The organism is Brevibacillus sp. RS1.1 (genome assembly GCF_013284365.1).
Lineage (GTDB): Bacteria > Bacillota > Bacilli > Brevibacillales > Brevibacillaceae > Brevibacillus > Brevibacillus brevis_D.
In genome coordinates, this window is the sequence record NZ_JABSVA010000006.1 from 217,969 (window position 1) to 242,208 (window position 24,240).

The following is a 24,240-nucleotide window of genomic DNA, read 5'->3' on the forward strand; positions in this document are numbered from 1 at the left end:
CTACTTAAATGTAATACCACCCGTTGGGTTTAATGTCGTTCCGCCAATTTCAACCTTAATCTCACTCGATAATGGAATGTTGTACTCATCAATAACGGTTCTCCACCATTCCCAAGCAAGGCCGGTACATTCTTTCGCAAAAATCCTTATGTTTTTTGCATTAGGTGGCAGAGGAATCACTGTAGTGAAAGGAGCTGTTCTATCTTGGTTGCTTCCTTCCCACGTTTTATGTGTGAGTACTTCTTCCCCATTTTTATCATAGGAAACTTCATCCCAGGAAACATCAAATTGAGCGACATACCAGCCATAATGGCCAAGCGATATTTTACCTTTCGAATATTCGGTAGCGGTAGTCTCAATATAATCTGTATTGTTATGAACGGCAGCAATGGCATTATCTTTTAAGAAAACACTGGTATAGGAGATTGGATATGCTGGGTTCTTCAGGCTAAATTCCGCATTATCTTTGATGATATTCCGGATTTCACTAAAGTCTTTCGTAACGACCTTGTTATGCTCTTGTGAATCTCCGCCTAATACTACAGCTGTAAAGGAACTGTCTTCAAAAATATCCTTGTACTCGGCATTCGTTTCTACATTGGCAGTATTCTGAAGCAAGGCTTTAAATGCTGCTTTTACGTCTTTGCTCTTAGAGGTTGTTTCTAATTTCACATAAATGGTTCTACCATATGCGACATTGGATACCATAACAGGTGGGGATTGATCACTTACCCCTTTGCGTTTCAAATCTTTAAAAGTAACACTATCATCAAAAAGATCGGATGGATCGTTAGGCAGCTCCGCATTTACCGTATAAAATATTTGTTTATAGGCCGCGACCATTACTTTTTTCTCTCCATTAGCAATCGCATTAAAGTCAATTCCTAATGTAGAATCAAGATATTTCGCGTTAACATTCAGAGCACTTCCGATTTGAGATTTGCTATAAACCATTGATTCTGCATACTGCAATCGTGCAGGTAAAGTATGTGTTGCTGAATACTCATCGCTCCATTTAGATACAAGCTCATCTACTGCTCCAGACACATTCCCGTATGTTGGATTATCCACAGTAATGGAGTTTTCTTTTTTCAAACCTGGTAAATCAATACTAATCGTCAAAGGTTTTCTTGGTACCAGTAATACACTCGGTTTATTTTCTGCAAAAGCTTGATTGGCAAGCTGTAATGCACCCGGGTACGTGCGATTAGCCATAGAATCAATAATGGAAATATCTACTGGAGAAGTGGAAAGTGACTTTTTCTTGCGTTCTACGACGATAAACTTACCATGTGGGTTGAGTGCTTCTTTTGGAACAAAACTATCTATCTCATCTCCACTTACTGCTAATACTTCGACATTATCATAGTCCAAGTCTGCTATACCGGTATTAATGTCATCGGCGTTACTTGTTTCACTGACTTCACTAGAATCAACCGCTTCGGCAAAGGAGATAACTGGATAATTTACAGTAGCGAAAATAACAGATAAACTAGCGATTACTTTTAAAAATCTAGTATGATTTCGAATCCTCATAATGTATCCTCCTTTAAGATGTAAGCATAACTTCAATTAGATATGCTCACAGTAAATATTTTCCGGAATACTAACTATATCGGTAGTTTCTGAAAAAACCATTAGATTTAACCAAAAAAAGTATATGGTGGGGCAAATCTTACAGCTTGTTCATACTGTAAAAATATCTCTACCAAAGTTGCTGACTCCAGCAATTTCAAGTAGCTCTATGTAACGAAAGACAGATTCGCTCATATACCTTTACCACCCCTCCATCCCCAAATTATACCAAATGGAATTCGCGACTCCTTACGTTTTCTAATCCCGTTCAAGGAAGCAATTTAACAAATAGCGTACAAAAAAATACCGTTCGATTAGAACGGCAATATGGTGAGTAGTTACGGTCATCTCTATATGTACGATTGGGAGCTTGATTTTGAATTAGTTATGGAGATAAAGGGTTGATGAATCGTATGAAGCGAGAGTGAAGGCCAGGGAGATTACAAAAGCTCAATTATTGTACGCAGCATAAATAGGCTGCACATTAACGACAAAGATCGTGCAGCCCATGAAATCGCGCGCAGGCTGAATCTATTTGGGGCTTGTGCTCCTAAATTCAAAGTCTGCGTATCTTGTGCATCGAATCGGTGCAAAGGAGAAGAGAGTTGCGCCTTAGCATGTAAATGCAATAATTAACCGTAAATCAAATCCAGTTCGTCTCCAAGTCCTCCCCGTCCATCTAAAGCCTGCAATTGATCTAGAACCTACAAAAACGGGGAAAAACCAGAACTGCTCTCCATTTGCAAGCCAAAGATACGTAAAACGGAACAAACAACCTTCAATTGCCCCTGGATCAATTCTAAAGGGAGCGGGTTGTGGGGGGATGAACGACGGAGGAGGAGTTAGCGGCTGTGGTACTTGCTGTGTTCCTGGCGGCTGGCCCGGAGGTGGCCCTAGAGGTGGTCTAAATGCCATTAAAAATCACTCCTTTTACAATGAATTCTCAACATTGTATGTTCAACCGAAAAACAATGATTGGGCAGACGACATAGCCAATATTTATAGTGATCCGCACGAGCATATAAAAAAACTGCCCCTTTCTTCGCTTGGGGCAGTGTAATGTCTGGGCTATTTTCGTCCATAACACTAAAAAGTATTATATACATTTTGACATTCTTTCGCGGTCGGCTCATAAAAACAATGAAGCCTGTATCTTCCCACGTTCGGCTGATTATACCAGGTCGGCGGACAAGGCAGGGGATTTTGCGCCGTTCCCGGACGAAAATACCAGAGGGAGAATTTACCAGGCCAATGGCGCTCCCCATTCACAGCCCGTCGCGCCAGACGGCGTTCTTTATCTCTAGACCTTTGGTAGAACATACCATGTTGTAGAGCTTCAAACGCATGCGGCTGGTTGATCATTTGAGGAATTGTCCGTAGTCCTTTAAAATCGGAGCAATTCGCTCTTATTCGATTGATTCCAACATTCCCCACAAGGAGCATACCCATTTCGCCTTCACCTACAGCTTCGGCTCGAAGCAACCTTGCCAACATGTCAATATCACTGCTCCTGGCTTTTACGACTGCCATCGGCTCACCTCTTTAGATTGTTCTAGGCACATCATATTGTAAATGTAGCGAAAATGTTACGCTTCAAATCGGTCTATAGAGAAATACTAATCGGTGGACATATTTCCCGACCCTTTCACTGTGGAGGATGATGAAGAGTGAAGAGGGTCCATAACAGCCTCATCGAAAATTTTTCTGTAATGGTGCAAATCAAATTGAGAGGCTAATGCGCCGACTGAAGCCCAAAATTCATCTTCATTGAAGCCAACGAAATCTACAACGATAAACTCTGCGAGATTATGGAATGCATGGGCTATGCGGAGATTTCTGTCAAAGGTAACTTTGTCATAAGTACCACTGTTTTTTAGGTCTAGGAAAGCTTGATGAATTAATTTCTTATAAGCGATCTTCTTTACTTCATTCATTAGATCATCTCCTATACCTGATTAAATAGGGAGGGGATTGTATAGCCGGCTATTCAGCTAGGCAGAAGCCTCTGATCCAAAGCATGGGCTGATCATGTGGAATACACCAACGACGATGTACAAGAAGAGCCAAAAAAACTGCGTGGTCTATATTTAACAAATTGTGAGGCATGTTTACTTATGGTTATAAACACCGGCCTCATCTAGCTCTGACCAAAGCCCCTTTAAGCCAAAGTGTTGCATGAACACTTTGAAATTAAGGCAATTCTCAGCAAGAATCTCATGGGTGTCCCACATAGTGTCACATTCATCGCAAATAAAAATTACTGAGCTAGTTGAGATTACCTTTGCTTTGTAAATAATGCCGTAACCATCACAAAAAGGACAGAAAACCATTTGCCAAACTCCCTTACTACTGATTTTTAAGTAACTTCTCACATTAGTTACGATGTTAGATCCTTAATGTGAGGAGGGTGGAACAATGTTGCTCTTGATGTAAAAGCTTCAAGCTGATCAAGAGCGATCGAAGGGAGTACGTGATGGAAGCATGATGGCCTTATCTTCGTTCGACGTAAGGGTTACCTTCAAAAATGTATTTGTGGAAGTATATTACAACAAGCTCAGGTAAAAATCATTAGCTCTTGAAAAATCTTGGAAGGGTTGGATTCAGCAATGCATTTGATAAAGTGGTTAGAAAATTATTACTCCTCCAATTGTGATGGAAACTGGGAGCATAGTTATGGAATAACGATCTGTACGATTGATAATCCAGGATGGTCGATAAAGATTAACCTAAAAGAAACGCCCTTGGAGAACAAGCGACCCTTTGAGAATTATGTTGTAGATAGAACCGAGAATGATTGGGTACATTGCAGATTGAAAGACGGATGTTTTGAGGCATTTGGTGGTCCGAAAAACCTGAATGAAATACTTGCGTTTTTTAAGCAATGGGCAGAGAGCTAGCGAATGAAGTGTACGTAAGTGATTACAGAACAGCGCGGAAGTAAGAGGACTGTCTTAAGTAGAAATTAATCTTCTACCTAAGACAGTCCTCCTTGTTTGCTTCAAAGTCATCCGCCCTTATGTCCAAAGGAGCTATACGGCGTCAAGCGCAGGAGATCTTCCTGTCTTTTTGCCAATTTCGATAGCGGGATCCGGTATGCCATTTCGATAATTTTGCTTGCGACCTCAGCGCCGTTGGTAGGGATAAGGCTAAATCTATTTTGAATGACCTCTTTATTTGCTAACACATACTCAATCTTTGGTACAATCTCTTCCGGTTCCTGGATCGATACCTTATCACTGTTGACTATTTCTCTTAGCATATCTATTTTTTGCTCGCGTTCTGCATCATCCGGCGGAAGGAAAAGCAATGGGGTTCCTGTAGAGATGCAATCTCCTAAAATGCCCATGCCCGGTTTGCTGATGACCAGACTGGCCGCCTGTACAAGATTTTTGCCATTCGGAATGAGCGGGGCTTTGATGATTCTTTCATCGAACTGGTAATCTTCATCTGCCAATTGCCCAGCGACAACAAATCGATAGCGGCCAGCAAGTGAGTTTATTTGATCATACCACTTCACGATCTGTTCATAACGGTTAGCGAGTCCGCCGCCCATGTGAACCAGAATAAACGGCTCGTTCTGCTGAAGGCCTAACATGCGTCGCACTTCTTGAGGGGATTGGCTGATTTCCCTGGTGATTAAAGGAATAGGGATATAGATGCAGTTCATTTGCGGATGGGTCTGCTTAGGCGGTATAAGGTTCATGTGCAAAAAGATATCGGATTGATTGGCGATTTCTACAATGCGATTTTTGTATTCCCGCATCGGAGCTGAGTCATTAGTACCGATAATAAAGTCACTGTGGTAGAGGGTCACGAGCTTTGTGTTTCCACCGACTTTCCCCTCACTGCGAAATCGAGGCACATCGGAGCGCCAATCATTTATTAATAGTGTGGTTTGTTTACCATCCTCGAATTTTTTAGATTTAAAGGCTTTCAATTCGATGTCATTGTGCAGGTTTTTCGATAAATAGCCATGTGTTTCACGAAAAGCAAACACGTGAATAGGAAGATGGTGCTGCTGCAATTTTTCCGATATGCTAATGCATCTACCGAGATGGCCCATCCCTCTGCCAACCACAAAGGAGATCATATTTCATCACCCTTTTAAATAGGTACTTTCTTTGTGCCCAGTCTGAAGCTTGGACAAATTACCCTCATACCGCCACTTATGGGATAAGGTCATTGCCGAATTCGAGTCGCTCTTACAGCTTATATATTTTATGGGGATGGATGGAACATGCTCTAGTCGTATAACGGTTTTCTGATCGAACACAGAAAAAAGCGGCATCAGCGGAGGGGTGCAGCTGTGAATTGTGCTCCCATCTAGAAATAATTAGGTATTTTCATCACACAAACCAACGCTGTCCATGAATAGTGTGTATATATAGCTCAATTAGGATATGGGGTGGGAGAATAGTGGGCACGATTCATATTGTAACAGCCGTTAATGATGGTTTTGCTGTACATCTCGCAGTCATGTTATATTCCCTTTTTGAAAATAAGGTTTCGAAAAACCCAGTCATCGTTCACGTTATTGACAGTCAAGTCTCTGGGAAAAATAAATCCATCTTAACGAAAACTGTGAAACGATTCCATGCTCAAATTAAATATGTCACTATTGATCCGACCCTATATGATGGATTCCTCGTCCGTGATCATCTAACGCAGGAAACCTATCATCGAATTTCTATTCCAGACCTGCTGGACAAAGATGTTGAAAAAGTGATTTATTTGGACAGTGATATCGTTATTAAAAAAGACATCACTCCATTATGGAACACAAAGGTTGATCAATATTACCTTGCAGCGGTGATGGATTCTTGGCAAGGATTAAACAAGCTGAGACATGCCGATCTGGCTATTCCGGATGACTGTGATTACTTTAATGCGGGAGTATTAGTCATGAATTTGAAAAAATGGAGAGAGCATAACATCACAAAAAAGATTATGGATTACATGAAAAAGAACCAAGGGATTATTCGTTATCCCAGTCAAGATCCGATGAATGCGATTCTTCATGATAATTGGCTTCAACTTGACACAAAGTGGAATTATCAGTCCAAGCATCTTTATAAAAGCAACCTGCGAATAGATCCGGCCATTATTCACTACACAGGGGAAGATAGCAAACCGTGGTTGAGTAAAAAGCACCCGCTTCGAGAGGAGTATTTTAAATATCTTGAAAAAGTAAAGAAGTTAAACTCCTTGTAGGACCGGGCTTTCGGGGCTTTGTTAATTAAATAATATGGATGGAAATCCCTTCACATGGAGAAATGATGGCTGGAGGGATTTTTGCGTTTAAAAAACTCTTGGGTGTACAAGCCGCTTCCTGAAATCATTTGGAATATAAGGGCTTATGTACAATACTAAACATCTTCATATAAAATATTGAACAAATTATGAAATATTTGGATTTTAACCATTTTTACCAACCATCTGACCTATAATGAAATGGAAACATTTTCTAATTAGATATTCTTTTGGAGGTGGAGTGAGTGGCACGCGTATTGTATGTTACGATTCCAGCAGATGGTCACGTAAATCCTACATTGGGTTTAGTGAAGCAGCTAGTCGACAACGGAGAAGAAGTCGTCTATATGTGTTCAGAAGAATATCGGGATAGGCTTGCCCAGACTGGGGCGCAATTCCGCGCTTATCAAAAGGATGAACAAGTATCCCGTGATTTAGGTTTTAACCCAACAGAATTCAGACACCCTCTTCATTTCAACGATTTTATGCTGCGAGGTATTATTGAACCCCACATTCCCGAGATTCTCAGGCAGATCGAAAACGAATCATTTGATTACCTGATTTTTGACTCCTTGTTTGGGTGGGGAGGGGCGATTTTAGGGGAGAAGTTAGGAATCCCGACGATCTGCTCCGTGACCAATTTCGCCTTTGCTGAACCGCTCAGCCAAATTGTCGAAGTGCTTGAGGCAAGTGATGATGTCGATGTGGATGCACTTTATGAACGAGTGACGCAGACTGCACAGAGCATCGCCCGTGTATGCAACGTAGCCGTCCCTGCCATTGAAGATATTACCCGTCAGTATGGGGACATGAAGATTGTCTTTACCAGCCGTGATTTCCAGCCAGATGCTGACAAGCTGGACGATAGCTACATTTTTACAGGACCGTCGATTACTTCGCGCCCTGATTCTCCTTCGTTTCCGTTTGAAAAGCTACGTGCTTCATACGATAAGGTCGTGTACATTTCCATGGGCAGTATTTTGACCAAAGATGTGGAATTGTACAAACTGTGCTTTGCAGCCTTCCAAGATATTCCGGCTCAATTCGTACTGTCTTGCGGGAGAGATACGGAGCTGGAGTCTCTTGGAGAACATATTCCACCCAACTTCATCATTGAGCCGTACGTTCCGCAACTGGAAGTGCTCCAGCAGGCCGATGCTTTTATTACACATGCTGGCATGAACAGTACGAGTGAGGCTCTCTATTTTTATGTGCCCCTCGTCATGATTCCATTAAGCTCTGATCAGCCGATTGTGGCAAAGCGGGTGGAGGAGCTGGGAGCGGGTATTATGTTAGATAGGGGAAAGCTCACACCGACAGCATTGAAGGATGCTTTGCTGCAAGTGTTGAACGAATCGACCTATAAACAGCACGCGATACAGGTAGGGGACTCTTTGCGTAATGCTGGCGGATACCAAGAAGCGGCAAGATGTATCATGTCTTTGTATTCCGTGCCGAATTAAAAATGAAAAGCTTCTTGCCTCATCATCATGAGCGGCAAGAAGCTTTTTTACTATAATTTTTTCGCTCTCCACACTTTTTTCGAGGAATTTATATGTGAGAAGGGGGTGTTATTCATATGATGTAGTGCCATAATAGAAGGATGATAGTCAGAAGGAGATAGATTTGATGAATAATATTGTAATCAAAAATGAGTTTCCTCCGAATTTTGAGGAATTAAAAAAAGCTGCCAATCGAACGTCTAATTGGAGAGAGCGTTTAGAGGCTGTTGAAGAATTGGGTCAGTGGAAGCATGAAGAAACAATGAGATTACTGACGAGAATCATGGAAAACGATACGGTATACAAAGTGCAAGAGGCTGCTTTTCAAAAACTGAAAGCATTTGGGGAAGGTGCTCGGTTACCTGCTCAGAAAAAAGGCGACTTGATCAAAGGAGCAACGAAAGCCTTGGTAAGAATTAAGAAGAGCTTGCCAAAAGGTCATACGCTCGAGGAATTCAAAGAGAAACTGCAAAAAATGAGAAGCGATATCTATGATACGTACGAGGGAGAAAAAGGTGCTGATTTTGATCAGTGGCTGGAAAACACCTGGGCCTCGTTATAGAAGCAGCAATAGAAGTAACATAGGCTTGAGAGGGGCTGCTCCACTGTAGTGGGACGGACTTTTTTACGTATTAGTTAGAACAACCTTGCGGACGAATGAACGCTCAAAAACAGATCCATAAAATTCTGGATCTGTTTTTTTATGCTTATTGATCAAACACAGGAACTTCAACATCAGGAACATCAAGTGTTTCAGCTAAACTATGGTCCTTGCCAGTGCGTTCGTCTCCAGCTGTAAGTCTACTTGGAGTCCTTCTAATTCTTCCCGTAATGTTCTGATTTGACTGACCAGACCACTGAGGGCGAATGAGAGGGCGATGAGAATATCTTCTTTTTCGCTGTCCTCTTTATTGGGATTACTCAGTGTAGAGAGTAGCACCGCGAAACCGAAAGTAGCTTGCCTTTCTAAAGCGATAATCGCTCTTTGTGTTGCCCGAATGCTTGTTGTTGTATTAAAAATGTCTACCAAAAGGCTTTTTTGAAAATCAGTCAGCAAAATGTTTTCCCCCCTTATGTCAACAGCTGTCGAATGACGGCTAGTGTTTGTCGTAATTGTTCGTTAATATCCTCGAAGTCATCTTCTATTTCGTCTGCCTCATGCAGGAATTCATGCGTGAGTGTTTTAATGTTTTTCTTTATTGCTTCTAATTCTTTGCAAAGACTGGAACTCATGGGCCGTACCTCCTTTTCTTATCTACGTAAGCAATGCTTGTTCGATTAATGCCTGGATCTCATTGATAAGAGAGTTTGATTCTTCTGCTTCTTCTTCGCTCTCTTTTCTTACATGTTTTAGGCGGGATTGGAATTTTTCAAGAATCTCAGTGGTTTCCTCAATTGCTTTTTGTGCACACTTGTTATTACTCATCGCATTCCCTCCTTTCATTTTCATGTTCTATATATAATGCTGAAAGAAAGAGAAAGGTAATAGACAAGTATCAAGCGAGGTGGTCCATTTTTTGAGAGTCCTAGATTTACGACAAAAAGAAGCCCTGCCACTTTCTGAAAGTGCAGGACTTCTTCTTATGTTTCTTATGTTTCTTATTTCAAATCCTTACCCACTTTAATCACATACATCTGCGTTGGATTGCTGTTGATTTTAATCTTACCCTTCTCATCATAGCCTTCAACGCCGAAATCGTTGTCATTCACAATGGCAATCGTATTTTTATCCACAATCGCTAGTCCTTCCAGCTTTTCATGCGGATAGTTTAGCTTGGCTACATCCACCAGCAATTCCTTGGAAACAGGCACAATCCCTTTTTCTTTCACTTGGGCGACGGTAAGTTTTTCGAAGTCATGCTCACTTGTTGGTGTACCGAGTAAATTGGTTGCTTTCGAAAAATCTGCTTTGTAAATTCGTTTAATTTGTGCGTTTGCACCGGCATTTTTGTCTCGCTCGTCAATCAGTAAAACATCCTGACTAAGTGCTGCCAAGTCGCTGATGACGACGTCTTTCTGTTTCACTTTTACGAAGTCTTTCGCGTTCTCTGCGATGTACATGTACTCGCCTACGATTTTTTTGGTAGCGAGATCCATCTTTAAAATACGCAGATTACGGGAAGCTTCTCCTGTCTTTTTATCAGGGAGTGCCATCGGGCTTTGGATCGAAGTATACAAGAACTTGCCGTCTGGCGAGATGGTGACACCTTCGAAGCCACGGTTTGCAATGCGCTTGGAATAGACGGCTGGCAAAGTATCAAAAATCTCCATCTTTGCACCTGCTGCAACCAAGGCTTCTTTGGAGCCTTTTGGTACATAGCGGCCCAGGATCGTGCCGTCACGCTTTACTTGAATGATGGATGGGCGGTATTCGTCGGATAACCAAAACGTATCGTCCACCGGGTTGTAAGCGATGCCTTCCAAATCCAAACCGTCTGGATCGTAACTAATCTTTTTTGTTCCTGTCGCATCGTAGGGAACTTCATCAGGGCCAGCGAGGTTTGGCAATCCACTGATATAGGCAGTCTTCGTAAAAACATCGATTTTGCCCTGTGGCAAATGCAGCTTGATGGTTTCCAAAACATGAATGCTTCCGTTCTCTACTTTGATTTTGTACAAGCGTGGTGTGTAGTTTTGGTCAGGGAACGTACGCAGCTCGTCCTTGCCGTATTGCCCATTTGGTCCACGGTCAGCCAATGTATAAAAGATAGAAGGAGGATCATTAGGGAGATGCACGAGACCGGAGAAACCGCCTTCTTTAATACCTTCAGCGAGAACAGGGGGATTTTTCCACTCATGAATTTCGGCTACAACGGGTGCTTCCGTTACATTTTGAGTTGCACCTGCCCCTTGTGTTCCGATCAAGGATAGAGCCGTGATTGTTGCGATCAGCAAGCTTTTCTTTTGAAAGTGAATCTTCATCAATATCCCTCCGAATGAAAAAACGACGTAGTAAACCGCTTTTGTTAGACTACCCGAACTATATTGGGAAAATATGAAGATAAAATATTTGTTTTGTAAAAAGTACCAATATAAGATGCTGCTATCAGGTTCGGAATAGTCGAAAATATGGAGTTTCCACCGACGGTTTGCGCGATGTTTGGCATGGAATGCGTGATCTATATGGGCGCGGAGGATAGGAAAAGACAGGCCCTGAATGTATTTCGGATGGAGCTTCAGGCACCTACCTTGACCAAAGGGGTTTCAGCCGTCATACATGGAGGCCGTCCGGAAGGGATAGCCCCATGATCGGGGTTCCATGGGAGGAAGCGCTAAAGGCCGGTTCTTTCATCGGGCAAAAGATTGTCCTCAACGAATTTGTTGCGTACACGGCTTTTGCCCCTGAGATTGCAAATTTGTCGCAAAAAAGTGTGGTGATCATCAGCTTCGCCCTTTGCGGCTTTGCCAATTTGGCTGCGCTGGCTATGGTCATTGGCGGCTTTGGTGGTTTTGCTCCGTCAAGAAGATCAGACCTTGCAGAGATGGGCTTGCGTGCGGTAGTTGCAGCAACCTTGGCGAATCTGTTGAGCGCGGCGATTGCAGGGATGTTCATTTAGATGAGTGGGTAAAAATATGGACGAGGGCTAGAGTGATCCATGCCCTCGTTTTTTTTGGTACTACGCGAAGTTGGTACTACTCGCTTTTATTGTTCCTCGCTACAATCTTGTTAGTTAAAACAAGCCATGATTTGGTGGGGATACGATGAAGCATGTTCTGTTATTTCTAGGGCCAACGATCATGATCTTTTTGGGATTACAAGTCATGAGTAGCGTCCCAGTCACGTTTTTGCTGTTTTACGGGTGGCTGTTTGCGGTTCCGTTTGTAGACATGATCGTTTTGAAAGGAAACACATGGCGGGACACATTCAGGCAAATGGGATTGGGAATCAACCGCCTCAATATGTATCACGGCATTTGGACTGGACTTCTTTTCTTTCTCACCATGATTGTTGCAGGATATTTCTTTCACAGCTTTTTGTTTGATAAGGATGATCTGCAAAATTTATTGGTACAATGGGATTTCTCAGGCAATCTTGTCGTTTGGCTCATCCTTGTTTTGCTCGTGATCAATCCGTTTCTTGAGGAAATCTACTGGAGAGGATATTTATTTAAAAAGCTGGAAGGAAGACGAACAAAGCGAACCATGATTTTGCTGACGTCATTGTTTTACAGCCTGTATCATTTCCTCTCCATCATTCCTTTGTTTAGCTGGCCGTATAATATCGCGATGATTTTGCCAGTCTTTTTAGCGGGAATGATTTGGGGATATATGCGAGACAAGAGCAACTCACTGATGGGTTCAATCGTCAGTCATATCCTTGCAGATTCGGGGATTATGGCTGTCTATCTACTATTCTTGAAATGAATGACGCGGGTATGGAGGCGAGCTTCCATACCTTTTTTCTATTAGGTGGATAAGAAGGAAAACGAGCCCTGCTGGAAAAATTAAGAAGGTAGAGAATATCAAAAGATGGAGCTGAAATCATGAACGTTGACGTACTGTTTAACCAGTTTCCCATTCTAAAATCAGATCGGTTCACCTTGAAGAAAATCGAAGAGCAGCATTTGGACGAAGTATTTGAAATCTACAGCAATGACCATGTATTTACATACTGCGGGATTATCCCCAAGCATAATAAAGCGACAGTGAAAAGCATGATCGGGCATTTTGAGAGAGACTATTTGAAAAAATCCAAGATCAAATGGGGGATATTCGCCAATGATAACCCCGATCACTTGCTTGGCATTATGGAAGCTTTCGACTTTCAACAAAAGGTAAACATGGTGACGATTGGCTACTTCTTGTCCGAAGCGCATTGGGGAAAAGGGGTTGCGACAGAAGCAGTAAGCCTATTGCTCCACTTTTTGTTCATGGATGTCAACGTCAACAGAATACAGGCGGAAGTGATGCCTCAGAATGAGACCTCTAAAAAAGTATTGTTGAAGAATGGCTTCATAAAGGAAGGAACGCTTAGACAAGCAACGCTGTGGTCGGGCAAAGGGATCGTGGATCTGGAGATTTACGGAATGCTGAAAGAGGACTATGAAAAAGGAACGTGAGATTTCGTCCAAACCACCAGAATACACCGTTACCTGTAAAAGCCCTCCTATGTTACTATGATGGGTATGATCAATCATAGGCATCGGGAATGGGGAAAACATCTTGAAAAACTTTAAAAAAGTCTATATAGAAATCACCAGCGTTTGCAATCTCTCCTGTACCTTTTGTCCGCCAACGGAACGCGGTAAAAGTTTTATTAAAGTAGAAGACTTTGCGAAAAGGCTGGATGAGATCAAACCGCACACTGATTACATTTATCTGCACGTCAAAGGGGAACCGCTTCTGCATCCCAAAATTGATGAGCTGCTCGATATCAGTCATGAGAAAGGCTTCAAGGTCAATATCACCACGAATGGTACGCTCATTGCGAAAAATCGGCATAAATTGCTGGGCAAGCCTGCGCTTCGACAAATGAACTTCTCGCTTCACAGCTTTGACGGACATATCGGCTCAACCGACCGTGAAGGTTATTTGCGCGAAATTCTTTCATTTGTTCGGGAAGCGCAAGAGCATCAGGTGATTTTTTCTTTCCGTCTGTGGAATTTGACACAGGACAACGCTACGAACATTCAAAAGAGTAGAAACCGCCAGACGCTCGAAGTGATTGAGAAAGAGTTTGGGCTGGACTATCGAATTGAAGAGAAAGTAGTGGCAGGCAGTGGGGTAAAAATCGATGACCGCGTTTATTTGAACCAAGATTACGAATTCCAATGGCCGAGTCTAACAGCGCCTGAAGATGACGGAAAAGGCTTTTGCCATGGACTGCGCACACAAGCGGCGATTCTCGAAAATGGAACCGTTGTGCCGTGTTGTCTCGATGGGGAAGGGGTTATTAATCTAGGGAACATCAATCAGACCTCGTTTACTGATATTGTGGATGGCGAGCGGGCCAATAATCTGATAGAAGGATTCTCTCGCAGGGAAGCTGTCGAGGAATTATGTAGAAGATGCGGGTACCGCCAGAGGTTTGGAGCGTAGAAAAAGCAAAACGTCCGGGTCAAATGATTCGGACGTTTCGTTCATTTTTAAAACTTCACTACTAACAACGGCGGCGACGCCTGCGACGGAAGAAGAAACAAAAACGACAGCGGCGACGCCTGCGACGGAAGAAGGAACAAAACCGGCAACGACGACGACGGCGGCGACAACCACAACGGTCACGGTCTAAATCTTCGTCCACGTCTCTATCGAAATCCCTGTCTAAGTCTGGATCACAATTGTTTTCAATCCCGTGTTTTTTTTCTCGATCCTTACAACCACAAGACATATATCCACCTCCTTCGTGTTCATACCATATTTTATGAATGCCGCTTGGACATGACTGGACGAACTGTAGGGGATAAAAGCTTGTTTTCAGGCGTTGAAAAATGACGAATGCCGCCATCCTCCACAAACTCATGGGCAAAAGTAAAGGTAAACATAAAAAAAGATAGCGGATCTCATAGCCAAGAGGAGCTAATGGGAACCACTATCTTTTTTCTATGCCAAATGAAGACTTCTTGTTGTATTACTTTGCAGATGTATCGTTGGCGTCTGTATCCTGCTCGGATTCTTTAGGGGCTTGAAGGTCGTCAATGATGACGATTTTGCCTTCTTCTTGCCATTTTACTTCCGCGTTCAGCTGTTCACTGATGAAGCGAAGAGGCAGGAAGACACGCCCATTTTTCAGGACAGGTGCAGTGTCCAGAGAAATGGTTTTCCCGTCTACAGTTGCTTCTTTTTTATCGAGGTACAGCGTGATAGATTTTTCGCCACGCGTAATTTCTACGCTACGAGTCTCTGGCTTCCAGTTCACTTCCGCTTTCAATGCGGAGCTGATCGCACGCACAGGCACCAAAGCTCTTCCACCCTTTACAAACGGTGCTACATCCGCTTTTACCTGTTTTCCATCTACGAATGCTTTCACTTCTGTCGAGCCTGTATCCTCAAGGAGTTCTCCAAGCTTTTTGAAGGGTGTGTGGTCTCCTTTTTGGTACGTGCGCTGAAGAAGCTCAAGCTGTACGTCCAAAGCTCCATGCTTGTCAGTGGTTTTTTCCAGATCAGCTACCAGTTGCTCGTATTTCGCTTTTTGATCTTCCGTGATTTCAGCCGTATGCTTGAGCTCTTGGCGAAGCTCGATTAGCTGTTTTTTCAACTTTACGTCTTTGATGTTGGTTTCTGTGCTAGCTTCGGTTGAGTTCTCATCGTCGCTATCTGTATCGGTATCAGATTCTTTGACAGAAGTTTCTTTCGATTTATCTTTTGCTTCTGTCTTTACTTCGGGCTTGCCTTTCCCATTTCCTTTGCTCTCCAGGTTAGCCGCTAGAGCAGCAGGTACACTGGTTGCGAGCAGAATAGCAACCAACGAAGTAGATATTGCTTTTTTCATTTGAATCTTCCTCCTTCTAGGTGTAAGTCCCATGAACTCGACATTCAAGACGAAGGAAAATATGAATAGGTTGCATAGGTTTTGAGAAAATATTTTTATTTGTGCGAATAGTTCCCTTGCAGTGACATTCCTTCCAAATCCCGTATTTTCCTCACACGCCCGATCACGATTCCCAGTAGCGACACAAGTACGCCAGAGAGAATAAACAAAAAGCCAATTCCTCTGCCTGGCCCCGTTCCGATAATCTGTCCGACCGTTTGGCCCAGCAATTGATCTGGATCAAACAACGGATTGAATACATGGTCCGCCAAAAATCCTGCCGACCCAAATGCCAGCACGAAACCGATTTGTGAAATAGCCGTGATCATCGACCACACTCTGCCTTGCCGTTCATTCTCTACATTCGTTCGTATGAGAACCTCGAGGCTGGTGTTCACAAAGGGAAGCGTGATGAAAAAGAGGAAGCCAAAAACCATAATTATCGAAACGGAAGTAAACACACCCATCAAGGCGTAAAACAAGCCAGCAAGTGCGAGAGAGAAGGACAGCATGAATACCTTTCTCTTTCCCATACCGAAGAGTCCGATCAACAGGCTGCTGACGAGCATACCCGATGCAGATACAGAGAGGGCGATACCGAGCGTCTTGGAATCAGTTAATGTCAGCATCATAGGCCCAAAAAGCGATTGCAGCAGCCCGATGTAAAAGCACACGACAGACATTAACAGAACGAACAAGAAAACGCCTTTCTTTGAAAGGAGATAGCGGAAGGCTTCAGACATTTCGCGAAAAAAGCTTTGTCTTTCATGTTTCTGGGGAGTGGTATCGTGTTTCATAATCATCAGCACGGCGCCGACAGCTAAAAGGAAGGTCATCATATCGATAAGTAAGACGAGCTGGATATCAAAAGTACTGAGAAGAAGCCCTGCAACCAGTGGGGAAATAAGATATTGAGCAGAGCTTGCCAGTTGGATGAGCCCGCTTGCCTGTGAGTACATCTCTTCCGAAACCAGATCGGAGACGGCTGCTTTATAGGCTGGGTTTAGGATAGCGGCAGAGATCGAGCTGATGCCGACCCCCAAATAGATGTGCCATAATTCCATACGCCCGGAGAGCATGACAAGCAAGATGAACAAGATACCAGCTATGGAGCCAATATCGCCAATGATCATCATTTTCTTGCGGTCAAATCTGTCTGCCAGCACCCCGCTAAAGGGGAGTAAAAGGAAGGAGGGGAGAAAAGAGAAGAGAATGATGAACGAATAGCTCATGGTAGATTGGGTCTGCTGAAAAACAAAGACACCCAAGGCAAAAGAGGTAAGTCCACTACCGATAGCAGAAAGCAACTGCCCTGACCAAATGATCAGAAATCTGCGAAAGGCCTTATCATGAGCGTTCATTGTCTTTCCTCCTTTTCAGCCATTATAGAAACGAGAAGGACCCCGGGGCAGCTCCTAGTGAACGTTCAATAATCATCTGCATGGCCTGTAGACGTTTTGTCTGCTCCTCTTGCTCCCAATGAAAAATGCCTGATTCCAACAAAAATTGCGAGCCAGCGAGGAGAAACTGAACGGTCTCCAAAGTATTCTCGACATGAAAGACAGCTTCTTTATTTCCTTGTTCAATGACTTGTGCAAGAACAGGAGCAATTTTTAAGATAATGGCGATGTTCAGGCGCTCGTGAAGCTCTCTGTTTTCAGGGCGATGCAAGCTTTCCATCCATTCGGCTTGCTTGTCGATGTGGTGGCTTTGGCTGCGCAGCATCTGGCGCACCTTTTCCATAACGGGTAAGGTAGAGTCAGCAGCGATTTTTTTATATTCTTCGCAAAGCGTATCGACCATGGAGTGGACAAATGCTTCAAGGATTTCTTCCTTCGATTTGAAGTAGTAATAAAAGGTTCCTTTCGCTACGCCCACCTTTTGAATGATTGCATCCACGGTTGTATGGACATAGCCCTGATTTCGAAATAGCTCTCCGGCGGCTTCCAATATTTCTGCTCGCCGTGTTGTGGGGTCTTTCACGATTCTTTTCATCGGCGCCTCCTTCGGTTGTCAGTAAGTGGTTGGATAAAGATTACCATATGACTGACCGTCAGTCTATAAGTGTGTAAAAGAAAAAGAGAAGGGAAAGCCTCCTCTGTTCGGTAGTAGGAATGTAATAAGATGATGGCAAACGTCCATTATTATTTCTCGGCGATAATCGTAAAGGTTTTCGGGATTCCCTTGTCAAAAACCTCCGAGGAGAGATTCGGTAGCTCTTCCAGCATTTTTAGGCACAGCCCTTTGCTCGCAATGGCCGTAACAATTTCTCCTAATGTCCAATTGCGCAACAATACTTTGGATTCAGCGACATTTGTGCCGCTCGAGAGGAATTTGGAGAAAGCAATGTCCTTTTCCTCAAGCGAGGTATCGAAATAATCGCCTGTTACTTTATGTTTGCGGATATTCGCAGTCGTTCCGCGTGAGGAGATGAGTTTTGTAGATATCGGATGGAAATCTTGGAGGACGAGCACGCCGCCTTTTCGCAGGAGCGAGTTGACCACCTGGAATAATTCGGTTAAGTCCAAAAAGTAATGAAGAATACCGAATTCCATAAAAACGAGATCATACTCACCAGACAATACATCTGGAGGGAGCTGCAATACATCCGAAACGATGTAAGTCAGGTCAACGTCGGCAGATGCAGCCAGTTCCTTGGCGTACTGCTCATTCTCAGAAGAGAAATCGGCGATGGTCACGTCGGCACCTAGCAAGGCGAGCGCAACGGCTTTGTTTCCATTTGAGCCGAGTAAATTGATAATCTTTTTGCCGCGAATGTCGCCCATGTGTTCATATACTTTGCCGATTCGCTTTTGGGGGTCTTCTTGAATTTTGACCGCTGCCTCAGCAGGGGTTCCAAAGCGTTTCAGCCACGCCTGGTAAGCCCCGGTGTTCCAAGCCGTTTTATTTAGTTGTGATGTTTCCACAAATTCCCCTCCATAGAGTATTCCATTCAAAAAATTGGCCCCGATAGGTTGGTAAGAGGGCTTAGGTAATATATCATACTGACACATATGATTCGTGTCTATATATTTTCGGAGTGTTAATTTTTCCATGTGTGACCGGAAAGTAAGAACCATGGGGGCGAGATTCTACAATTGTGAAGCAAAGCAGGACAGTGGTAATATTGGGAAAAAAATATACGTCCGCTCTTTATGCGGTCGAGGGTCTGTTCGACGGGAGGCAAGCTGCTTTGAAAATCAAAGTGTTGATCGCAGACGACAATTCGTTTATACGGGAAGGCATGAAAATCATCCTGACGAGCTTTGCGGAGTTTGAAGTAGTCGGGAGTGTGGAGGATGGGGTCGAGGCGGTGACGTTTTGCAAACAGAACGAGGTAGACGTCGCGCTTTTGGACGTTCGGATGCCGAACATGAATGGAGTGGAAGCGACTCGTGTGCTGACTACGGAAACTACAGTCAAACCACTCATTTTGACCACGTTTGACGATGACGAATTTGTCCTCGAAGCCATTCAAGCAGGGGCACGCGGTTATTTATTGAAAAACAATGATCCCAACCGCATCCGAGATGCCATCAAGAGTGTCTATAACAACCATCATGTGCTGCAGGATGTCGTCCTAGATAAGATCAAAATGAACCTGAATACAGGGAGGAACGCGGCGGATACCGTGTCCACTTCCCCATCTCCCAAAGCGACAGCAGGCATCCCTACCGAAAGCAAAATCGACAAAAGCTTATTTACGGAACGGGAGCTCGATGTCATGAAGCAGATCGCCAAAGGGCTATCGAACAAAGAAATCGCTAAGAAGCTGTTTATTTCCGAGGGAACCGTTGCGAATTACATTACTTCCATCTTGAATAAAACGGCGCTTGAACACCGTACGCAGATCGCCATCTATTATTTGACGGGCGAAACGAACATGTCTGACTGAAAGGAGGTTACTACCGATGGAGTTATGGACAATGGCGAATAAGGCAGCAGTGCTCGGGTTTATCATCGTGACTTCTTTTCTGGTTCACCCCACTTCTGAAATGGACCCGTGGCAAATTCTTGTGTACCTGTTTTATTTGGCTGGTAATCTCACTATTCTCATTGTGAAAAAGAGGAATCATAAGCAATTATTTATGGGACTATCCATCGTGTTCGTGGTAGCAAGTACACTTGTGTTGGACCCGTTATTTGTGTTGCTCTTGCCAGTCCACATTTTGGAGATCGTATTCTTGGTGAGTAAGCAGAGGGTGGTCGTATTTGGAGGTATGCTGTTGCCTTTGTTCATCGTTTTGCCTGAATGGATGCCCTTGTATTTACTAATGGCCTTTCTTAGCTTTTTGCTGTATAGGTGTGGCAGCATGCTAACTGACAAGCTTCGTAGATTAGAGGCAGAACGGGAGAAGCTGAGGGAGGATTTGCAAAGCTTGACCCGCTCCTTGAACGAGAGCAGCGAATACTTCCGCCAGTCAACCTATACGATTCAATTGGAGGAGCGTAATCGCCTTTCTCAACAAATTCACGACGATGTGGGGCATGCGGTGGCAGGTGCGCTCATTCAGATGGAAGCGTCACGACTGCTGATGGCGACTGATCAGGACAAGGCATCCGAGCTACTTCGCAATGCGATCGCAATATCGAAGGAAGGGCTGGAGCGAATCAGAGTGACACTCAAGGATGTGAAGCCACGGCCGGAGGAGCTGGGAATCAATCGACTCCGGTTGTTTGTCGATGAGCTGTCTGCCAGAGAGACAGTGACAGCCACGCTTACTTTTAACGGGGACATTGATGTCATTACACCGATTCAATGGAAAATCATCCAGCAAAATGCGACGGAAGCGGTCACGAATGCACTCAAATATGCGAAGGCGACAGTGATTTCCCTAGAGGTACGGGTGCTGAATACATTCATTAAAGCAGTGGTTACAGACAATGGGACCGGCGCAGAAAAGGTTGTAAAAGGGCTTGGCATTCTCGGGATGGAGGAGAGAGCCGCTTCCGCTGGTGGAACAGTGATTGTAGACGGTACGCGAGGCTTTAGCGTGACCACTCTGCTACCTTATCGCAACGAATGAAAAAAATCATGGGAAACAACATGAGAAATCTCATATGCCGAGGGATGAACTTATGCACTGACATAGGGGCATCCTTTTTTATTACAATGCAGACATAACCACGAAGGGAGTGAGGTACGTGAGTCATGTATTGGAAATTCGTCAGTTAACGAAAAAATTCGGTGATTTCGTCGCCGTCGACAATATGTCTCTGAATGTGCGTGAAGGAGAAATCTTTGGTTTTTTGGGGGCCAACGGAGCGGGAAAGAGCACGACTATCAATATGATCGCTTCCCTATTGCGCGTAACAAAGGGCGAGATTACCCTTCTGGGAAAAAACATTGAGAAGCACAGCAAATTCGCAAAAATGAACATCGGCATCGTGCCACAAGATATCGCCATCTACGAGGATATGACTGCTTATGAAAATGTGAGGTTTTTTGCTGGTTTGTACGGACTGCGTGGATCACTGCTTCGCGAACGGACGGAAGAGGCGCTTGAATTCGTAGGCCTCGGTGACAAAGCTACTAGCTTTCCCAAAAACTTTTCTGGCGGGATGAAGCGTCGGTTAAACATCGCTTGTGCCATTGCCCATCGGCCGAAGCTGATCATCATGGACGAACCTACTGTCGGGATTGACCCTCATTCGCGCAATTATATCTTGAATTCGGTACGCAAGCTAAACGACATGGGCTGCACGATCATTTATACGAGCCATTACATGGAGGAAGTCGAAGAAATCTGCACGCGCATTGCCATTGTCGATCATGGAAAAGTCATCGCAGAAGGATCGAAAGAGGAGCTAAAAGCGATTATTACTGACGCAAAGGAAATTTGGATTGGGGTCAGAGCAGATGAACCATTAAACCTCGAAGGGATTAAGGCGATTCCTGGTGTGAATGCGGTGCTTCAAGAAGAGAATACGATCAAAATCGTATCGAAAACGGAGATCAACAACCTGAACCGGATCATTCAACAATTCATCAAGGATCAGGTAGAAATCCGCTCCGTTGAAGAGCAAGCGCCGAATCTGGAGACTGTGTTCTTGACCTTAACCGGTCGAAACTTGCGAGACTAGAGGAGGGGCTTTGCCATGAACATATGGAATATCGCTGTAAAAGAAATCAAGTCCAGCCTTCGCGAAAAAAGAACGTTTATGTTTATGCTAGCGCTTCCTGTCATCCTGATGCTGATATTAGGCTCCGCCCTTTCCAATGCATTCGACGATACGAGGACTGTAGGAGACATGCGCTTGCTGTATAAAAGCAACGGGACGAATGCGCAAATGTCTACGGCGTGGAACTCGTTTATCAAAGCATTGGATGATAAAGGAGTGAAGGTCGCGCAAGCAAGTTCAGGCATGGATGGGCAGGAGGAAGTTCGCGCGGATCGCTATACGGGGTACGCAGTCGTCGGTGATGCGGGGATTGAGTTTTATGGAAGTAGCAAGAATGCGATAGGAAGCAATATCCTCGCGGGGATGCTAACCGTTTTTGCAGATCGGTACTCGCTCGCATCTGCAGCTTATCAGGTAGATCCCGAATCGGGTTCGGCAATAGTCAAGGGTATCGAACATCGTGATGATTTTATTCATGAAACGACCTTGAATCCCAATAAAAAACCGGGGGCAATCGACTATTACGCGATTGCGATGACGACGATGGTTGCGCTCTACTCGATGTTCTCAGCGAGTTATTTATTCACTGGAGAGCGAACGAACAAAACATCCACACGATTAATGGCAGCACCTGTCAGCAAAGGTGTCATTTTTACTGGCAAAATTATCGGCAGTACGTTCGTCAATCTGTTTTTCGTGCTTGTCGTGTTCGTAGTCAGCAAGTTCGTGTTCCAAGCAGATTGGGGCAACCACTACGGAATGGTGATCCTTGTGCTTTTGACAGAGGTGTTGCTTGCGGTCAGCCTGGGTCTGGGGATCAGCTTTCTTTTCAAAGGCGAAGGGGTAAGGTCAATCAACAATATTTTTACGCAGGTCGCCTCCTTTGTAGGCGGTGCCTATTTTCCCGTTGATCAATCAACTGGTTTCTTCGGCCTCCTGTCCAAATTCTCTCCCCTTCACTGGGCAAATACAGGTCTGATGCAAATCATTTACACAGACAATACGAGAGGCGCATGGTTTGCGATTGCGATGAATGTGAGTATCGCTACGGCGTTCATCATCATTTCTGTTATCACGATGCGCAGACGGGAGGGTGCTTTCGTATGAATGAAATGCTATGGCTAATTCGGAAAACGCTGATGGAGACGTTTCGGAGTAAAAAAAGCTGGTTCACTTACTTGGGTTTGCCGATCGCTGGGGTCCTACTGTCTCTTACCCTGTACAGCAATGCAAGTAGCGGTACGATCCATGTAGGAATTATCAATCAGGATGGGGACCAGGTGATCACGCAGGACACGATCCAGTTTATCGAGAGATTGGAATCTGTCAAAGTCACAGTCATCGACGAACAAACGATGCGCGAACAAATCGTTTCTGGTGAGCTGGATAGCGGAATTGTTTTCGAGTCAGGGTATGCTGCTAGTGTTCGAAAAGGGTCGCCGGCACACTTGAATATGGTATCCGTAAAGGGTGAGCAGGTAACTGCCTACATGAAGGCCATGCTGCATAGTTATATCGGCAATCTTGCCGCGATTGGAAAAACGGCACAGGCGGATGAGGCAAAATTCACGAAGCTGTATACGGCCTACCAAGAGCAGAGCTACAAGCTCCATACGGTAACGCTTCAAGACACATCAAATGTGACGCGCATGACGAATCAATCGATTGGATTCCTCATTATGTTCATGATGTTTTCTGCGGTGAACATGTCAGAGATCATTTTAAAAGAAAAAGAGAATCGCACCTTTTTGCGCCTCCTTTCTTCGCCGATGTCGGCCAGATCCTATGTATTCTCGAATATTATCGTCAACATGTTTATTTTACTGCTGCAAATCATCGTGACCTTGCTCGTCATGAAAAACGTCTTCGGCATAGATGCAGGCGTCTCGTATGGTCAAATGATTCTGCCGTTGTTCGTGTTTGCGCTGGGCGCTATCGCCCTTTCTCTGATGACCGTTGCCTTTGCGAAGAGTAGAGCAGGTGCTGGAGCGATTTCCAACCTGATCATTGTACCGTCATGCCTCCTGGCCGGCTGTTTCTTTCCAATGGAAATCATGCCAGACACCGTGCGCAAAATTTCAACATTCTTGCCTCAGCATTGGTTGCTTGATGCGGTGAATAAGCTTCAACAAGGGTATAGTCTGGGGAGCTTGTATTTGAACATAGCTATTTTGCTCGCATTCGCTACGGTTTTTGCCTTGATCGCCATCTATCGGTTTGGGCGGAATAACGATAGCAGACAGTTTGTGTGAGAAAAATAGGAAGAGGTGGACTGTAATTTGACAAGGGATAATTCGAATCGTGTCGAAAGATGATCTTACT

General features: G+C 44.2%; 25 protein-coding genes and 1 pseudogene. 13 read left to right on the forward strand and 13 right to left on the reverse strand.

Going from position 1 to position 24,240, the window contains the following annotated elements:
• The 4 genes from HP570_RS20440 to HP570_RS20450 all read right to left on the reverse strand — a co-directional run bounded on the left by HP570_RS20440 (position 1) and on the right by HP570_RS20450 (position 3,509).
• The gene (locus HP570_RS20440; RefSeq protein WP_173626938.1) at positions 1 to 1,536 is read right to left on the reverse strand and encodes a thiol-activated cytolysin family protein; all 1,536 of its coding nucleotides are present in this window, start codon (positions 1,534 to 1,536) and stop codon (positions 1 to 3) included.
• A gap of 651 nt (positions 1,537 to 2,187) precedes the next feature.
• Complete coding sequence (locus HP570_RS29970; protein WP_012684471.1) at positions 2,188 to 2,490, reverse strand: hypothetical protein; 303 nt, start codon at positions 2,488 to 2,490, stop codon at positions 2,188 to 2,190.
• 171 nt (positions 2,491 to 2,661) lie between these two features.
• Positions 2,662 to 3,105, reverse strand: coding sequence for a cell wall hydrolase (locus tag HP570_RS20445; protein ID WP_012684472.1), 444 nt, complete (start codon positions 3,103 to 3,105; stop codon positions 2,662 to 2,664).
• A gap of 86 nt (positions 3,106 to 3,191) precedes the next feature.
• The gene (locus HP570_RS20450) at positions 3,192 to 3,509 is read right to left on the reverse strand and encodes a hypothetical protein (RefSeq protein WP_173626939.1); all 318 of its coding nucleotides are present in this window, start codon (positions 3,507 to 3,509) and stop codon (positions 3,192 to 3,194) included.
• A 672-nt stretch (positions 3,510 to 4,181) separates the two neighbouring features.
• On the opposite strand from HP570_RS20450, the gene HP570_RS20455 reads away from it, so the two are divergent.
• Positions 4,182 to 4,472, forward strand: coding sequence for an immunity 53 family protein (locus HP570_RS20455; protein ID WP_173626940.1), 291 nt, complete (start codon positions 4,182 to 4,184; stop codon positions 4,470 to 4,472).
• A 107-nt stretch (positions 4,473 to 4,579) separates the two neighbouring features.
• On the opposite strand, the gene HP570_RS20460 is transcribed toward HP570_RS20455, so the two are convergent.
• Positions 4,580 to 5,665: a glycosyltransferase family 28 protein gene (locus tag HP570_RS20460; protein ID WP_173626941.1), complete on the reverse strand. Its 1,086-nt coding sequence runs from the start codon at positions 5,663 to 5,665 to the stop codon at positions 4,580 to 4,582.
• A gap of 326 nt (positions 5,666 to 5,991) precedes the next feature.
• On the opposite strand from HP570_RS20460, the gene HP570_RS20465 reads away from it, so the two are divergent.
• The 3 genes from HP570_RS20465 (at position 5,992) to HP570_RS20475 (ending at position 8,889) form a co-directional block, all read left to right on the forward strand.
• The gene (locus HP570_RS20465) at positions 5,992 to 6,786 is read left to right on the forward strand and encodes a glycosyltransferase family 8 protein (protein WP_173626942.1); all 795 of its coding nucleotides are present in this window, start codon (positions 5,992 to 5,994) and stop codon (positions 6,784 to 6,786) included.
• A gap of 284 nt (positions 6,787 to 7,070) precedes the next feature.
• Positions 7,071 to 8,288: a macrolide family glycosyltransferase gene (locus HP570_RS20470; protein ID WP_173626943.1), complete on the forward strand. Its 1,218-nt coding sequence runs from the start codon at positions 7,071 to 7,073 to the stop codon at positions 8,286 to 8,288.
• 166 nt (positions 8,289 to 8,454) lie between these two features.
• A complete protein-coding gene (locus HP570_RS20475) occupies positions 8,455 to 8,889 on the forward strand; it encodes a HEAT repeat domain-containing protein (protein ID WP_087349319.1) in 435 nt (144 codons plus the stop codon).
• A gap of 195 nt (positions 8,890 to 9,084) precedes the next feature.
• Here the strand turns inward: HP570_RS20475 and HP570_RS20480 are convergent, their stop codons facing one another.
• The 4 genes from HP570_RS20480 to HP570_RS20495 all read right to left on the reverse strand — a co-directional run bounded on the left by HP570_RS20480 (position 9,085) and on the right by HP570_RS20495 (position 11,249).
• The gene (locus HP570_RS20480) at positions 9,085 to 9,384 is read right to left on the reverse strand and encodes a hypothetical protein (RefSeq protein ID WP_173626944.1); all 300 of its coding nucleotides are present in this window, start codon (positions 9,382 to 9,384) and stop codon (positions 9,085 to 9,087) included.
• Between the two features lie 14 nt (positions 9,385 to 9,398).
• Positions 9,399 to 9,560 (reverse strand): hypothetical protein, encoded by a 162-nt coding sequence (locus HP570_RS20485; protein ID WP_172801930.1) that lies wholly within the window; start codon positions 9,558 to 9,560, stop codon positions 9,399 to 9,401.
• 22 nt (positions 9,561 to 9,582) lie between these two features.
• On the reverse strand, positions 9,583 to 9,753 hold the full coding sequence (locus HP570_RS20490) for a hypothetical protein (protein WP_173626945.1): 171 nt from the start codon (positions 9,751 to 9,753) through the stop codon (positions 9,583 to 9,585).
• 173 nt (positions 9,754 to 9,926) lie between these two features.
• Entirely contained in the window at positions 9,927 to 11,249 is a 1,323-nt protein-coding gene (locus HP570_RS20495) for an esterase-like activity of phytase family protein (RefSeq protein ID WP_173626946.1), read from the reverse strand.
• 323 nt (positions 11,250 to 11,572) lie between these two features.
• Between HP570_RS20495 and HP570_RS20500 the strand changes: the two are divergent.
• The 4 genes and pseudogenes from HP570_RS20500 to HP570_RS20515 form a co-directional block, all read left to right on the forward strand.
• Positions 11,573 to 11,884: pseudogene (locus HP570_RS20500) on the forward strand (nucleoside transporter C-terminal domain-containing protein); the annotation flags it as partial.
• A 145-nt stretch (positions 11,885 to 12,029) separates the two neighbouring features.
• A complete protein-coding gene (locus HP570_RS20505; RefSeq protein ID WP_173626947.1) occupies positions 12,030 to 12,692 on the forward strand; it encodes a CPBP family intramembrane glutamic endopeptidase in 663 nt (220 codons plus the stop codon).
• A 119-nt stretch (positions 12,693 to 12,811) separates the two neighbouring features.
• Complete coding sequence (locus HP570_RS20510) at positions 12,812 to 13,387, forward strand: GNAT family N-acetyltransferase (RefSeq protein WP_173605861.1); 576 nt, start codon at positions 12,812 to 12,814, stop codon at positions 13,385 to 13,387.
• A gap of 103 nt (positions 13,388 to 13,490) precedes the next feature.
• Complete coding sequence (locus HP570_RS20515) at positions 13,491 to 14,366, forward strand: radical SAM/SPASM domain-containing protein (RefSeq protein ID WP_142498716.1); 876 nt, start codon at positions 13,491 to 13,493, stop codon at positions 14,364 to 14,366.
• A 529-nt stretch (positions 14,367 to 14,895) separates the two neighbouring features.
• On the opposite strand, the gene HP570_RS20520 is transcribed toward HP570_RS20515, so the two are convergent.
• The 4 genes from HP570_RS20520 to HP570_RS20535 form a co-directional block, all read right to left on the reverse strand.
• Positions 14,896 to 15,756 (reverse strand): copper amine oxidase N-terminal domain-containing protein, encoded by an 861-nt coding sequence (locus HP570_RS20520; protein WP_173626948.1) that lies wholly within the window; start codon positions 15,754 to 15,756, stop codon positions 14,896 to 14,898.
• 95 nt (positions 15,757 to 15,851) lie between these two features.
• On the reverse strand, positions 15,852 to 17,156 hold the full coding sequence (locus tag HP570_RS20525; protein WP_173626949.1) for an MFS transporter: 1,305 nt from the start codon (positions 17,154 to 17,156) through the stop codon (positions 15,852 to 15,854).
• A gap of 22 nt (positions 17,157 to 17,178) precedes the next feature.
• Positions 17,179 to 17,790 (reverse strand): TetR/AcrR family transcriptional regulator, encoded by a 612-nt coding sequence (locus HP570_RS20530; protein WP_173626950.1) that lies wholly within the window; start codon positions 17,788 to 17,790, stop codon positions 17,179 to 17,181.
• A gap of 149 nt (positions 17,791 to 17,939) precedes the next feature.
• Complete coding sequence (locus HP570_RS20535; RefSeq protein ID WP_173626951.1) at positions 17,940 to 18,722, reverse strand: class I SAM-dependent methyltransferase; 783 nt, start codon at positions 18,720 to 18,722, stop codon at positions 17,940 to 17,942.
• Between the two features lie 266 nt (positions 18,723 to 18,988).
• Between HP570_RS20535 and HP570_RS20540 the strand changes: the two genes are divergently transcribed.
• From HP570_RS20540 to HP570_RS20560, 5 genes are all read left to right on the forward strand, one after another.
• A complete protein-coding gene (locus tag HP570_RS20540; RefSeq protein WP_012684491.1) occupies positions 18,989 to 19,690 on the forward strand; it encodes a response regulator transcription factor in 702 nt (233 codons plus the stop codon).
• Between the two features lie 16 nt (positions 19,691 to 19,706).
• Positions 19,707 to 20,822 carry a sensor histidine kinase gene (locus HP570_RS20545; RefSeq protein ID WP_173626952.1) on the forward strand — a complete coding sequence of 372 codons (1,116 nt, stop codon included), beginning with the start codon at positions 19,707 to 19,709 and terminating at the stop codon, positions 20,820 to 20,822.
• Between the two features lie 118 nt (positions 20,823 to 20,940).
• The gene (locus HP570_RS20550) at positions 20,941 to 21,879 is read left to right on the forward strand and encodes an ABC transporter ATP-binding protein (RefSeq protein ID WP_048031181.1); all 939 of its coding nucleotides are present in this window, start codon (positions 20,941 to 20,943) and stop codon (positions 21,877 to 21,879) included.
• A 15-nt stretch (positions 21,880 to 21,894) separates the two neighbouring features.
• Complete coding sequence (locus tag HP570_RS20555; protein WP_173626953.1) at positions 21,895 to 23,025, forward strand: ABC transporter permease; 1,131 nt, start codon at positions 21,895 to 21,897, stop codon at positions 23,023 to 23,025.
• Positions 23,022 to 24,170: an ABC transporter permease gene (locus HP570_RS20560; RefSeq protein WP_173626954.1), complete on the forward strand. Its 1,149-nt coding sequence runs from the start codon at positions 23,022 to 23,024 to the stop codon at positions 24,168 to 24,170. Before HP570_RS20555 ends, HP570_RS20560 begins: the two co-directional genes overlap by 4 nt.
• The last annotated feature ends 70 nt before the right edge of the window (positions 24,171 to 24,240 follow it).

What these genes read in the sequence shown, in the direction of transcription:
- HP570_RS20455 (WP_173626940.1), top strand. Translation starts at nt 4,182, where the DNA reads ATGCATTTGATAAAGTGGTTAGAAAATTATTACTCCTCCAATTGTGAT.
- HP570_RS20555 (WP_173626953.1), top strand. Translation starts at nt 21,895, where the DNA reads ATGAACATATGGAATATCGCTGTAAAAGAAATCAAGTCCAGCCTTCGC.
- HP570_RS20530 (WP_173626950.1), bottom strand. Translation starts at nt 17,790, where the DNA reads ATGAAAAGAATCGTGAAAGACCCCACAACACGGCGAGCAGAAATATTG.
- HP570_RS20495 (WP_173626946.1), bottom strand. Translation starts at nt 11,249, where the DNA reads ATGAAGATTCACTTTCAAAAGAAAAGCTTGCTGATCGCAACAATCACG.
- HP570_RS20460 (WP_173626941.1), bottom strand. Translation starts at nt 5,665, where the DNA reads ATGATCTCCTTTGTGGTTGGCAGAGGGATGGGCCATCTCGGTAGATGC.
- HP570_RS20525 (WP_173626949.1), bottom strand. Translation starts at nt 17,156, where the DNA reads ATGAACGCTCATGATAAGGCCTTTCGCAGATTTCTGATCATTTGGTCA.
- HP570_RS20520 (WP_173626948.1), bottom strand. Translation starts at nt 15,756, where the DNA reads ATGAAAAAAGCAATATCTACTTCGTTGGTTGCTATTCTGCTCGCAACC.
- HP570_RS29970 (WP_012684471.1), bottom strand. Translation starts at nt 2,490, where the DNA reads ATGGCATTTAGACCACCTCTAGGGCCACCTCCGGGCCAGCCGCCAGGA.
- HP570_RS20490 (WP_173626945.1), bottom strand. Translation starts at nt 9,753, where the DNA reads ATGAGTAATAACAAGTGTGCACAAAAAGCAATTGAGGAAACCACTGAG.
- HP570_RS20440 (WP_173626938.1), bottom strand. Translation starts at nt 1,536, where the DNA reads ATGAGGATTCGAAATCATACTAGATTTTTAAAAGTAATCGCTAGTTTA.
- HP570_RS20445 (WP_012684472.1), bottom strand. Translation starts at nt 3,105, where the DNA reads ATGGCAGTCGTAAAAGCCAGGAGCAGTGATATTGACATGTTGGCAAGG.
- HP570_RS20560 (WP_173626954.1), top strand. Translation starts at nt 23,022, where the DNA reads ATGAATGAAATGCTATGGCTAATTCGGAAAACGCTGATGGAGACGTTT.
- HP570_RS20545 (WP_173626952.1), top strand. Translation starts at nt 19,707, where the DNA reads ATGGAGTTATGGACAATGGCGAATAAGGCAGCAGTGCTCGGGTTTATC.
- HP570_RS20505 (WP_173626947.1), top strand. Translation starts at nt 12,030, where the DNA reads ATGAAGCATGTTCTGTTATTTCTAGGGCCAACGATCATGATCTTTTTG.
- HP570_RS20475 (WP_087349319.1), top strand. Translation starts at nt 8,455, where the DNA reads ATGAATAATATTGTAATCAAAAATGAGTTTCCTCCGAATTTTGAGGAA.
- HP570_RS20450 (WP_173626939.1), bottom strand. Translation starts at nt 3,509, where the DNA reads ATGAATGAAGTAAAGAAGATCGCTTATAAGAAATTAATTCATCAAGCT.
- HP570_RS20510 (WP_173605861.1), top strand. Translation starts at nt 12,812, where the DNA reads ATGAACGTTGACGTACTGTTTAACCAGTTTCCCATTCTAAAATCAGAT.
- HP570_RS20485 (WP_172801930.1), bottom strand. Translation starts at nt 9,560, where the DNA reads ATGAGTTCCAGTCTTTGCAAAGAATTAGAAGCAATAAAGAAAAACATT.